16 protein-coding genes are annotated in these 12375 nt (G+C 39.1%); 13 read left to right on the forward strand and 3 right to left on the reverse strand.

The features are described from left to right. The first annotated feature begins 7 nt into the window (after window positions 1-7). Window positions 8-937, forward strand: coding sequence for a dihydroorotate dehydrogenase (locus ACFO5Y_RS02125; protein ID WP_197103790.1), 930 nt, complete (start codon window positions 8-10; stop codon window positions 935-937). A gap of 444 nt (window positions 938-1381) precedes the next feature. Here the strand turns inward: ACFO5Y_RS02125 and ACFO5Y_RS02130 are convergent, their stop codons facing one another. Beyond that, window positions 1382-1690: an MGMT family protein gene (locus tag ACFO5Y_RS02130; protein WP_197103791.1), complete on the reverse strand. Its 309-nt coding sequence runs from the start codon at window positions 1688-1690 to the stop codon at window positions 1382-1384. 250 nt (window positions 1691-1940) lie between these two features. Between ACFO5Y_RS02130 and ACFO5Y_RS02135 the strand changes: the two genes are divergently transcribed. The 3 genes from ACFO5Y_RS02135 to ACFO5Y_RS02145 all read left to right on the forward strand — a co-directional run bounded on the left by ACFO5Y_RS02135 (window position 1941) and on the right by ACFO5Y_RS02145 (window position 3851). Then, entirely contained in the window at window positions 1941-2705 is a 765-nt protein-coding gene (locus ACFO5Y_RS02135) for a macrolide 2'-phosphotransferase (protein WP_331459500.1), read from the forward strand. A gap of 23 nt (window positions 2706-2728) precedes the next feature. Next, window positions 2729-3031: a DUF1294 domain-containing protein gene (locus ACFO5Y_RS02140; RefSeq protein WP_231606822.1), complete on the forward strand. Its 303-nt coding sequence runs from the start codon at window positions 2729-2731 to the stop codon at window positions 3029-3031. Window positions 3032-3131: 100 nt separating this feature from the next. Next, window positions 3132-3851, forward strand: coding sequence for a dihydrofolate reductase family protein (locus tag ACFO5Y_RS02145; RefSeq protein WP_197103792.1), 720 nt, complete (start codon window positions 3132-3134; stop codon window positions 3849-3851). Between the two features lie 55 nt (window positions 3852-3906). On the opposite strand, the gene ACFO5Y_RS02150 is transcribed toward ACFO5Y_RS02145, so the two are convergent. Beyond that, window positions 3907-4605: a PspA/IM30 family protein gene (locus ACFO5Y_RS02150; RefSeq protein ID WP_138404174.1), complete on the reverse strand. Its 699-nt coding sequence runs from the start codon at window positions 4603-4605 to the stop codon at window positions 3907-3909. Between the two features lie 24 nt (window positions 4606-4629). Continuing rightward, on the reverse strand, window positions 4630-5694 hold the full coding sequence (locus ACFO5Y_RS02155; protein WP_197103860.1) for a hypothetical protein: 1065 nt from the start codon (window positions 5692-5694) through the stop codon (window positions 4630-4632). A 176-nt stretch (window positions 5695-5870) separates the two neighbouring features. Between ACFO5Y_RS02155 and ACFO5Y_RS02160 the strand changes: the two genes are divergently transcribed. The 9 genes from ACFO5Y_RS02160 (at window position 5871) to atpE (ending at window position 12340) form a co-directional block, all read left to right on the forward strand. Then, on the forward strand, window positions 5871-6698 hold the full coding sequence (locus ACFO5Y_RS02160; RefSeq protein WP_197103793.1) for an exodeoxyribonuclease III: 828 nt from the start codon (window positions 5871-5873) through the stop codon (window positions 6696-6698). A 136-nt stretch (window positions 6699-6834) separates the two neighbouring features. Next, window positions 6835-7605 (forward strand): M15 family metallopeptidase, encoded by a 771-nt coding sequence (locus ACFO5Y_RS02165; protein WP_197103794.1) that lies wholly within the window; start codon window positions 6835-6837, stop codon window positions 7603-7605. Between the two features lie 31 nt (window positions 7606-7636). After that, entirely contained in the window at window positions 7637-7984 is a 348-nt protein-coding gene (locus tag ACFO5Y_RS02170; protein ID WP_138404178.1) for a zinc ribbon domain-containing protein YjdM, read from the forward strand. Between the two features lie 66 nt (window positions 7985-8050). Then, window positions 8051-8983 (forward strand): serine hydrolase, encoded by a 933-nt coding sequence (locus tag ACFO5Y_RS02175; protein WP_197103795.1) that lies wholly within the window; start codon window positions 8051-8053, stop codon window positions 8981-8983. 50 nt (window positions 8984-9033) lie between these two features. Further along, window positions 9034-9927 (forward strand): DMT family transporter, encoded by an 894-nt coding sequence (locus ACFO5Y_RS02180; protein WP_197103796.1) that lies wholly within the window; start codon window positions 9034-9036, stop codon window positions 9925-9927. Between the two features lie 747 nt (window positions 9928-10674). After that, complete coding sequence (locus tag ACFO5Y_RS02185) at window positions 10675-10920, forward strand: AtpZ/AtpI family protein (RefSeq protein WP_197103797.1); 246 nt, start codon at window positions 10675-10677, stop codon at window positions 10918-10920. A gap of 18 nt (window positions 10921-10938) precedes the next feature. Continuing rightward, on the forward strand, window positions 10939-11313 hold the full coding sequence (locus ACFO5Y_RS02190; protein WP_197103798.1) for an ATP synthase subunit I: 375 nt from the start codon (window positions 10939-10941) through the stop codon (window positions 11311-11313). Window positions 11314-11332: 19 nt separating this feature from the next. Further along, complete coding sequence (locus ACFO5Y_RS02195; protein WP_197103799.1) at window positions 11333-12010, forward strand: F0F1 ATP synthase subunit A; 678 nt, start codon at window positions 11333-11335, stop codon at window positions 12008-12010. 60 nt (window positions 12011-12070) lie between these two features. Then, window positions 12071-12340 (forward strand): ATP synthase F0 subunit C, encoded by a 270-nt coding sequence (atpE, locus tag ACFO5Y_RS02200; RefSeq protein WP_231606824.1) that lies wholly within the window; start codon window positions 12071-12073, stop codon window positions 12338-12340. Window positions 12341-12375: the final 35 nt, after the last annotated feature.

The following is a 12375-nucleotide window of genomic DNA, read 5'->3' on the forward strand; positions in this document are numbered from 1 at the left end:
GAATATAATGAACAGACTAAAAGTAAATCTTCCGGGTATTGAATTGAAGAACCCTATTATGCCAGCTTCAGGTTGCTTTGGTTTCGGTGAAAGTTACGCAAAACACTATGACCTAGGTTTATTAGGTGCCTTAATTACTAAAAGTACAACGCTTGAAGAACGTGTGGGTAATCCTGCACCACAATATGTGCATAGAGACAGAGATGTACTGAACTCTTTAGGATTAAAGAATCCAGGCGTCGAAGCCGTTCTATCTGAGAAATTACCTTACCTTGAAGGCTTTGATGTACCAATCATTGCGAGTGTCGCAGGGTCTACCGAAGAAGATTACATCGAAATGTGCCGTCAGATTTCTACAGCACCCAATGTCAAAGCAATTGAATTAAATATCTCCTGCCCGAATGTTAAAGAAGGTGGTGTAGCTTTTGGTACGAATCCAGAAGTGGCCGCTCGCTTAACTAAAGCTTGTAAAGCTGTGACCAGTCTACCTATCTATGTGAAGCTAACGCCCAACGTAACAGATATTGTAGAAATTGCCCAAGCGGTAGAGGCAGCGGGAGCCGACGCCATCTCAATGATTAATACGATAACAAGTATGGCCTTTGACTTAACGACTGGCCAGCCTATCTTAGGTGGGATCACAGGTGGTTTGTCAGGTACCGCACTCAAACACGTTGCCTTAAGAATGGTCTATCAAGTTGCGAATGCCGTGACTATACCAATTATTGGTATTGGCGGCATCAAGACGGTTGATGACGTGTTAGAAATGTATATGGCGGGTGCCACAGCCGTTCAAATAGGAACAGAGAATTACAATAATCCGATGGTTTGTCCAGAAATTATTCGCGACTTACCAGCAAGAATGGATGAATTGGGGATTGAGTCAATCCAAGCTCTTATTGATCAAGTTAAAAGTAACCGCGCTTCTAATAAATAGAAAAAATAAACATTTGAGTGAATTCAAGCAAAATGACATCGCCGTTTTTCTTTAGCTGCCCAAACTCAAGCCAAATGGAATCGGCGTTTGTCTTTAGTTGCCCAAACTCAAGCCAAATGAAACCGCCGTTTGTCCTTAGTTGTCCGAACTCAGGACAAATGGAACTGCGGTTCGTCCTTAGTTGCCCAAACTCAAGCCAAATGAAACCGCCGTTTGTCCTTAGTTGTCCGAACTCAGGACAAATGGAACTGCGGTTCGTCCTTAGCTGCCCAAACTCAAGCCAAATGAAACCACCGTTTGTCTTTAGTTGCCCAAACTCAAGCCAAATGAAACCGCCGTTTGTCCTTAGTTGTCCGAACTCAGGACAAATGGAACTGCGGTTCGTCCTTAGTTGATTGAACTCAAGCCAAATGGAATCGCCGTTTGTCTAAAGTTAAGGCGAAATCACATATCCCACTGGAAATTTTTCATATCCACATGCGTTGGTTTTTTAAATTCAACGCCTTCATCAAGTAACAAGTCCTTTTGGTTAGGGAAAGTTGGGGCGAGTCTCCCCGCATGATTCACCACACGATGGCAAGGGTAATCGCCGTAGTAACTAGCCTGGCTGAGTACTTTTCCGACGAGGCGAGCGTTTTTTGGGCGGTCAATGAGTTTAGCAATTTGTCCGTACGAAGCGACTTTTCCTTTAGGAATCTCGTCAACGACGGAAAGTATTTCATAGATTAAGTCTTTTGATAATTTTGCGACCATGAAAAGTCCTCTGATCTTACATTTTATATATAATATACCATAGAGGGCATTTGGTATTCGCTACTGACTAAGTTATAATTAGAGGACAAGATTTGAAGCAGTTATTATATAGGGCCAACGAAAGGGTGATGACATGATTGAATTAGCTAAGAAAAATGGCATCCAATTAAAAGAGGAGACCTTACAAGACGTAAATATTGGCTTAGATTTTAAAGTTGTGATCGCAGAAGATATCAATGGGTAAGAGTGGATATTACGCGTGCCAAGACGAAGGGACGTTTTTCTAAAAGCGCAAGCCGAAAAGAAAATATTAGAACTCGTCAATGAAAATACAAAGTCGATCCAAGTTCCAAATTGGGAGGTTTTTACTGAAGAATTAATTGCCTATAAGTCACTGGAAGGGCAGCCGGCTGTCACGACTGATTCGGTAACTCAAGAGACAAGTTGGGTTTTTGATGTGAATCAAGCGCCAGCTGAATTTACAAAGAGCCTAGCTAAAGCAATGGTAGAAATTCACAGCATTTCCAAAGAAAAAGTGGCAGAAGCGGGCTTGCGAGTAGACTCAAAAGATCAGTTACAAGAGATGATGCGCCAGCGAATAAATCGTGTGAAGGAAAACTATTCGGTTCATGAATCGCTTTTAGAGCGGTGGGAAGCTTGGTTAAGTCAAGACGACTTGTGGCCAAAAGAGACCGGCTTTACTCATGGTGATTTGTATCCAGGTCATATGTTGATTGATTCCAATTCAAAAGTCATCGGAATTATCGATTGGACCGAAGCGAAGCATACGGATATATCCAATGATTTTACAGCACATTATTTATTGTTTGGTGAAGCTGAATTGGAAAATTTAATTCAGGAATATCAAGCAGCGGGCGGATTTACTTGGCCAAAGATGAAAGAACATATTATTGAGCTTTTGTCGACGCAAGCCATTACGATTGCGGAGTTTGCGGAATCGTCTGGAAGTGAAGATTATAAAAAAGCAGCTCAAGATATGTTGAGTCAAGGCTAAGTTACAATAGAAAGAGTGAATAAATGCAAGAGTATATTAGAATGATAGAGATGATCGTCATCTTATTTATTGGTTTAATGAATGTGTACACGTGTCATCTTTACTACCGTGATAAACAATATTCACGAACTGGGCAATACCGAATTTCAGAAAGAAAATTACTACAAGCGAGTTTTCTGTTAGGAGGTCTAGGTGCTTTCTTAGGCATGCGTTTCTTTAGACATAAGACGAAGCATCGTAAGTTTCAATTTTGGATTCCAATTACTGCAGTGTTCACTGTAGGAGTGTGGGCTTGGTTAGTGATGGAAGTGCTTCAATCTTACTAACTATGCGTTTTATCTATCGATTGTTATAAATTATAGTCATTTCACATTTTTATTATTCTCGATATAATGGAAGAGTAAAAGTAAGGAGAGGGAGTTTACTATGAAGAAACCATTCGTAATTATTCATACCCATGTGTCTTTAGATGGAAAGATTAAAACAGTTGATAGTCCAAAGTTTAAGACAACAAGTCAACAGTACCAAGAATTAGCTTTATATAAAGATAAGCAAATCTTTGATATAAAAGGTTACCTCAACGGTCGTACAACAACGGAAGATAATCAGCCGTTACAAAAACTTGATTTGAATTATGACGCTCAAATTCCTGAAGGAGATTTTAAAGCTGATACTGATGCAGATATGTTCTATGTTTCAATTGACCGAAAAGGTGTCATTGGTTGGAGCCAAAACTATGTTGATTATGGAAATCGCCATGCGCATGTCATAGAAGTATTAAGTGAAACAGCGAGTGATGGATATAAGGACTTCTTACGTCGAATGAATATATCTTATATTATTGCGGGTGAAGAAAGACTGAATAATCAATTAGTATTACACAAACTGTATGATATTTTTGGTTTGGACCGTTTAATGATAGGTGGAGGCGGCGTTCTAAACTGGTCTTATTTACAAGACGGCTTAGTCGATGAAATTAGTATTGTCGTGGGACCATTTGCAGATGGAGATCCAAATAATCCAAGCCTCTTTACTGCCATGGAGGGTTTATCAGAAATTGAACCGCTGTCCTTTAACTTACTAGATACCAAACCTTTAAAAGATAGTGCTGTGTGGTTACATTATTCAGTAGATAAAGAAGATTAAAAAAACGCCTTTCTTTCAGTTACAAACACTGAAAGAAAGGCGTTTAAATTTATTATTAAGATTCTGTATCTGTTGAATCTAGACCCATTTGTTGTTTAAGGCGAGATAATTCATCTTCAACAGCAGCGGAAGTATTTGAAGCGTATTTTTCTTCTAAAGCTTTGGCTTCGTCAATCGGTTCCGTATTTAATTCTGACATAGCATTTGCTTCGTCTAGCATACGGTTCGCTTTATCTTCCATTCTTTCGAAGTTTCCAATTGCATTCTCAGATTGAGTGATGTTACCAGTTGCGTCATTAATTGTTTTTTGAGTATTTGCCACTGACATTTTACCTTTAATCATCGCACGGCGTTGTTTTAATGTGTCGATATCTTTAGCAAGCTTGTCATGCATTTGACGCATTTTAACGGCATTTTCATGAGCTGCAGCGTAAGCTGTTGCGTAACCGGCACCGATATTTTCAACTTCTTGTTTTTTAGTTAAGAAGATACGTGCGTCAGCTTCGTTGTTAGCTTCTAAAGCTTTCTTAGCTAATTCTTCGAATTTCTTCACTTCTGCTTCGTTCTCATCGACTTTACGTTTGCTGCGAGTTTCTTCGGCCATCACACTTGCGGTACTTTCTTTTACTTCAGCTAAGTCTTCTAACATATCACGTAAGTATTGGTCGATCATTTTCTCAGGATCTTCCATGCGGTCAATAATTGAGTTGATATTTGCACTGATAATGTCTTTAAATCTATTTAGTATAGCCATAATGTAATTCCTCCAAATTGTATATTATTTGTCTTCGTATTTTTTTGCTAAATCGTCTGCTTCAGAACTTTTTCCGAAAGTGTCAATCGGTTTACTCAACATATCTTCGGTACGTTTGGCTTCAATCGCTTCTTGTTGCTTACGTTTACGCCACCATAAGAATAGGATTCCAACGAGAATCACGCCACCAATTACTAGTAGGACAGGTATCCAAGGTGAGGTTGTTACATCCATAATTCGATCAGCTGCATCACGGAATGACTTGCTAAAGAATTCAGATGTGTTGAGATTCATGTCATAGTAATATCGGTCAATGTAATCTAATAGTATGTCAGCCGCTTCTCTATCAATCACTTGGTCAGCTTGGGAACCCGTGACATAATAAGTCGTGTAATTACTTGGTGTTCCTTCATAAAACATTAACAATAAGTGAGCTTCATCGGTGAATAATTCATCGTAAAGTTCATTGGTATATTCCTCTACTTCCGACATTGAAGCATTGTTTGAACCATTAATTTCAGTTGTAATATAGACGTGAGGCTGCACACCTGTTTTTTCATAGAAATGACGTAATCCATCATTCATAACGGTTTGGTTTTCAACCCAGTTAGCGTCATCGGTGTAATAATCCGTTTCATTGACTGAACCTGCTGGTAGTGGCTCACGTTCAACGGTTGAGCGCGTTACAGAAGTTTCAGAGCTGGATGAATTATTATTCGAACTCCCACCCATACCACCAAATATCATTGGTAATATGAACATGATGATTACACCAATAATAACTATTGAGATGAGTGTGCTTGAACAGCCACCGCCACCTCCGCCTCTATAAGGTCCTCCACCAAAGGAGCTTCTTCTGCGACGAGAACCCCATGAGTTAAAGATTGGTCCGGTTCGAATGACTGGACGAGAATTGTAACCTCCGCCGCCCCAAGAACCGCCACCACCCCAAGAGCCTCCGCCACGACTACCACCGAATGATCCGCCACCGCGTCCACCAGAACTACTGCGACCACCGCCACCACGAGACCCACCGAAGCCACCGCTGCGACCACCGCCGCCACCTCCGCGGCCTCCTCCTCTTGCCATAGACATCCCTCTCTTCCATTATTTCCATCATCGTTATCTTTATTTAAATATAGCATAAAGCGCTATCATCAATCAATTTTGAACCCTTTTACAAAGAAATTGTCACAATGTTTGACCATCCAAGCAGTTAAATATAAAATGAATAAGAATAAATAAAGTTTACGAGGAGAATGACAGTGAAATTAATTTCATGGAATATCGATTCACTTAACGCAGCTTTAACAAGTGACTCAGCGAGAGCAGAATTATCAAGAGCTGTACTAAAGACAATTAAAGATGAAGATCCAGATATAATAGCGATTCAAGAAACAAAATTATCAAGTAAAGGACCAACTAAAAAGCATTTAGAAATCTTGCAACAAGACGTGCCAGATTATACGATCGCTTGGAACAGTTCAAAAGAACCGGCCCGTAAAAGTTATGCAGGGACAATGTTCTTATTCAAAAACTTCCTTTCACCTAATGTTACATATCCAGAAATTGGTGCACCAAGTACCATGGATGCGGAAGGGCGTATTATTACACTTGAATTTGATGATTTCTTTATTACACAAGTATATACACCGAATGCTGGTTCGGGCTTAGTTCGTTTAGAAGAGCGTCAACAATGGGATATTAAGTATGCGGATTACTTAGCAAGCCTTGATAAAGAAAAACCAGTCATCGCAACAGGTGACTATAATGTCGCTCACAAAGAAATTGACTTGAAAAATCCTAAGAGTAACCGTCGATCAGCTGGCTTTACGGACGAAGAGCGTGAAGGGTTCACAAATCTATTAGCTCGCGGTTTTACAGATACGTTCCGTTATATTCACGGAGATGTGGAAGGCGTGTATTCTTGGTGGAATCAACGCGCGAAGACTAGTAAAATCAACAACTCAGGGTGGAGAATTGACTACTGGTTAGTAAGTGACCGAATTGCGGATAAAGTTCAAAAATCTGAAATGATTGATTCAGGAACTCGTCAAGACCACACGCCAACCTTGTTGGAAATTGATATTTAAAATGTATTATAATGACACATCAGTTTGTTTTATATTGGCTGGTGTGTTTTAGTTTAAAAGCTTATTGAAAAAAGGTTGTCTTACTGAGAAAATTTGAGATAATAGATGAGTAATCTTAATGAAGGAGCTTAAATTAATGAAATTTAAAATAAAATGGTGTTATTTTTTAATGACAATGGTTGTCTTGATAACTTTACCCGTTAAAACCATTGGAGCGATTGAGTTGATTGATACCGAACTCATTGAACCATTTAAATCTGATTTAACTGTAGAAGAATTAGTTGAAGCCTTGCCAGAGGATGCGTCTTTAGATGATCCAGCACTCATGCTGATCAACCGAGAAAACCGTTTGGAAGCAGATTTAGACATGGAATTTGCTTGGACAGGGACGGGACATGCCTACAACGCGAATATTTTCGAAGAGTTTAATGCTTTAATTACCGCAGCAGAACAAGCTGGATACTACTTTGAAACTGTCTCTGCTCACCGAACAATTGCCTATCAAGCAATGAACTTTGATAGTCGTTATAATATGTATATTGCGGATGGTTATAGTGATGCGGATGCCTTTTATATGACGGACATGTTTGTTGCCCCAGCAGATGCGACTGAACATTCGACTGGATTGGCTTTTGATTTACTTGGAACGGATTGGCAAGAATACGGACGTGATTTACACCAAGCCTACGGCCAATACGGTTCTGCGATTTGGTTAGCTGAGAACGGTCATGATTATGGCTTTATCTTACGCTACTTAGAAGGCAAAACACATATCACTGGTTACGAATACGAACCTTGGCATATTCGTTATGTAGGAGAAGACCACGCGACATTTATGTATGAACATGGTTTGACTCTTGAAGAGTACTTAGCTTTAATCAATTTAAGAGATACAGCTGAGGAATGATTATTTTCAATAAAAAATAAGGAGGTGCAGAATGGAAAACGTACCTAATTGCCCACAATGTCAGTCGGAATACACGTATGAAGATGGTGCATTATTCGTCTGTCCGGAATGTGCTTACGAATGGACTGCAAGTGAACAAGCAGACATCGAGGCTAGCGAAACAATTACAGATTCGAATGGGAATGAGCTTGCGGACGGTGATACAGTTATCGTTGTCAAAGATTTGAAAGTAAAAGGTTTCAAATCAGCGATTAAGCAAGGAACGAAAGTAAAGAACATTAAGTTAATTATTGATCCAGCCGATGGACATGACATTGATTGTAAGATTGATGGTTTCGGAGCGATGAAATTAAAGTCTGAATTCGTTAAAAAAGCATAAAGTTAAGCTTTACCTCACTGTTTAAAGTGGGGTATTTATTTAACAAAAAATAATGAGGTGAGCAAGTTGTTAAAGAAAATATTATTATTCGTTTCCGTGTTTTTATTGGCGGCGTGTAGCACATCTGAAGAATCTGTGCCAGTTATTGAAGAAGAAGAGACGACTCAAAGTGAGTCTGTTGAGAGTGAGACAGAGGAGTCTGTGACTGAAGAATTATCTCAAGACTATAGTCAATTCACTTCTATGGAAGAATTAGTGACGGCAACAATTCAAGAATTCGGTTTGAATCCAGAGGCTGTTTCAGTTGCCTATCATAATTACCAGACTGACACAGATTTTTTCTATAACGAGCGAACGCCAATGCTTGTTGGAAGTGTGACGAAAGTGGGTGTCGCAAGACTTTACGCAGATTTAATTGCCGATGGTGTGATGTCTTTTGAGACAGAGTTACCTTATAGTGACGCTTTGTTCGAGGAGGGTGCCGGTCCAGTGACGAATGGTGAGAAGAAGGCGTCATATCCTTTATATGAGTTGTTTTACAATTCATTAGCTCTGTCAGATAACACCGCTTTTAATATGCTTTTCTCTTATTACCAGCAAATTTATGGAAATGTGCAAGAGTCACTTTTAAATTTAAGCGGACTGTCGTTTGATCAAGCTGAGTATACAACGAATAATATGGCAGACGCCCAGATGATTTTGAATATTTTACTTCCCGTCGCCACTGAAGATAAATACAGTTATATTTTAACGTCACTTAGCGGGAACACCGAGGCAGAATATTTTAAAAAATACATCCAAGAAGGTATGTTCACAAAATACGGTAGTATCGGCGGGTCTCTTCACGACTCCGGTATTTATATGGAGGACGGCGAACCGGTCTATGCTTTAGTTGTCTTAACGAATGGCCAAGGAAATGTAGATGAATTTCTAGCGACGATGAACCTTAGAATGAATGAATGGGGCAAAATCCAACAACAAAACACCCAAACAGATTAGAATTATGTTAGAATACTATTAAAACTTTAAAAGCTGAGGGGGATTGTGTTTTGGAAAAAGTTAAATTAGTGGTCGCAATGTTAATCGTGGGGTCCATTGGGATTTTTGTTCATTTTATTCCGCTGCCATCTGCTGTGATTGCTTTGTTTAGAGCTGTTATCGGAACACTTTTCCTGCTCGGGGTTATGATTTTTAAGAAAACGAAGATTGATTGGGCTGTTGTTAAGAAAAATTCGATTTACTTAATTATTTCCGGAACGGCGATTGGTTTTAATTGGATTTTCCTATTTGAGGCGTATCAATATACAAGCGTCGCCGTCGCAACTTTGTGCTACTATATGGCACCCGCCTTTGTGGTATTATTAGCACCTTTTGTATTAAATGAAAAAATGACGATTTATAATCTCATGAGCACAGTTGCTGCCTTGTTCGGAGCGGTCTTGATTTCAGGTGTGTTTGGTGGGGTGCAAGTCAACTTAATCGGGGTCGGATATGGAATCGGTGCAGCAGTTCTGTATGCATGGATCATGATTTTAAATAAAAAGACTAAAGGCTTACCAGGATTAGAACTGACCTTCTTCCAATTGTTAGTTTCAGCAGTGGTGATGGTTCCATATGTGTTCCTGACCGAGGACTTAAGTGGATTGAGTTTCACGCCTTCCGTGCTAGGACTTTTGTTGATCGTCGGAGTTGTTCATACAGGCTGGGTTTACCAACTATTTTTTGAAGCCTTGAATAAATTGCCAGCTCAAACCTCATCACTCTTGAGCTACATTGATCCAGTTACAGCTATTATCCTATCGGCAGTATTGCTACACCAACCTCTAAGCACGATACAAATTGTTGGGACGCTGTTTATTCTAGGCTCGGCGGTCATGAATGAGGTATTTAACTTTAGAAAGCAGAGATCAAGTGTGCCAAAGCAGTCTGAGAATTTAATATAGAAGTTATAAACACTATTCTTGAATGGAATGGTGTTTTTTTATGCTTGCGGGGCGTCGTGACCTGGCGCGACGCTACGCATTTTCGTTTGCGGACTGTCGCGCCGGCTCACGACGCTCCACATTTTCATTTGCGTACTGTCGCGCCGGCTCACGACGCCCCGTATTTTCATTTGCGTACTGTCGCGCCGGCTCACGACGCCCCGTATTTTCATTTGCGTACTGTCGCGCCGACTCACGACGCTCCGCAAGTCTAAATCCCCCAAAAACCCGACTAAATTCCATAATGACTATCCTTACATATAAAAATAATCATTCAATCCAATTCATGAAATGTTTTTTGGTTAACAATATAATAATAGCTAAATTTGCTTCTCAAATAAAAATAATAAAAAATTAACATTATTCATTTTGATATTTGAATAATTTATGGTAATCTCAATATATAAAGGTAAAGAATATAAGGGTTTACAAATGAAGGAGTTACACCGATACATAGAGATAACGAGGATAAATATAAGTATTGAAATTAATCTTTACCTTATACATAAGGTGAAAATTATAGAAAATATTTTTGGTCTTTCTCGAATAAAATTTTGAGAAAGACTTTTTTCGTTCACAGAGTATTCATACAATTCTAATAGGATTGAAAAGGATATAGAATTGAACAAGCCTCTTCCTGTACATGGTTTTCATTTTAAAGCAGTCTTATATTTAAAATTTAAGCGTGAAAGTAAGGAGGAGGTTGTTGTGAGCAAAAAGGATTCCCAGGAAAAGCAGGAAAGAAATAATAAGACAATTCGCGCTTTAGCCCAGTTCTCGCATATTGGTGTTGTCATTGCCGCTTCGATATTTATTGGTGTTATGATTGGTAAATATTTGGATGCATTTTTAGGAACATCGCCATGGTTTTTATTAATATTTTCTTTACTAGGAATTGGAGCAGCCTTTAAATCTTTATTAGATATTCCAAAAGAAGAAGAGAAAAAGAAATGATGAAAGGGGAGTGACATGTTGAAACTGACTTATATTGCTAAGCGAATGATTTACTCTATTCTGATTATTGCACTTATTGGTATTGTCGGATCAGTATTATTTTACCAGTCATTGGAATTTCTTCCGTTTTTATGGGGAGTGATCCTTGGATCGTTAACAAGTATAGTGAAAGTGGTTCTTTTAGATAAAGCGGTGGATAAAGCACTCTCGATGGATAACAAGAAAGCGAAAAATTATGTTGGCTTACAACATATACTCAGACTGTTTCTTTCTGGGGTTGTGCTTGTATTGGGAGCAGTTGTACCACAAATTAACCTCTGGGGTGTTGTTTTAGGGATTCTTGCTTTTCAGCTTTCTGTATACACCGTTCGAAATGTAAAAAACGCAAAATAAAATATAGGAGGTGTAGCTTATGGGATTAAATATTGAAAACTACGGCGTCCTCAATATTGGTGGCGTTGAAATTTGGATCACCGAAACGATTGTCAACACATGGATTATTATGATTCTACTAACAATACTGGCACTTTTCGTCCGATTCAAACTCAACAGTTTCAAGAAGGTACCACGAGGTTTTCAAAATGTGATCGAAATTGTTGTAGAGATGTTTGATAATTTTGCAGGTGGAATGTTAGGAGTCAACTTATCGTATATATCTCCGTGGTTCTTTATGATATTTGTCTTTCTACTCACCAGTGCGTTACTTAGCGTCTTTGGTTTAAGAGCACCGACTGCGGACTGGGCAACAACCTTTGCCTTTGCACTCGCCACGTTCGTATTAATGATTGGAATGGGATTCAAACATCGAAAAGGGGATTACTTAAAGACCTTCTTCGAACCACACTTTATCTTCTTCCCACTGAATTTAATTGGGGAGTTGGCTAAGCCAGTGTCACTGAGTTTCCGTTTGTTCGGGAATATGCTTTCGGGAACAATTATCTTAACACTGTATTATTCACTGACGCCCTTATTCGTACAATTTGGGATACCGTCTTTATTACACGCATTCTTTGACGTTGTTTTCGGAGCACTACAGACATATATTTTCGTAATTATTAGTTTAATGTATGTCAAAGGGGCAGCAGAATAGCCTCGGTAAATTTGGGAATAATTTTATAAAAATACAAAAATATAATGGAGGAATTAACACATGGGAGATTTAGCACTAATTATGGCGGTTGCGCACATCGCAGCAGCAATTGCACTATTAAACGGATTACTAACAACATTTGGACAAGCAAGAATTGCGGCACAAGCAATTGAATCAATGGGGAGACAACCAGAAGCAGCAGATGATATTCGTTCAACAATGTTTATCGGTTTAGCGATGAGTGAGACGTCAGGTATCTATGGACTTTTAATCGCAATTATCATGCTATTCGCAAATCCGTTAGTAGACATCTTTATTAACCTAATGTAATTATGCACTGCATACTGAAAAAGGAGGTCATGTGA

The sequence above is a fragment of the Ruoffia tabacinasalis genome (assembly GCF_042652985.1).
GTDB classification, from domain to species: Bacteria; Bacillota; Bacilli; order Lactobacillales; family Aerococcaceae; genus Ruoffia; species Ruoffia tabacinasalis.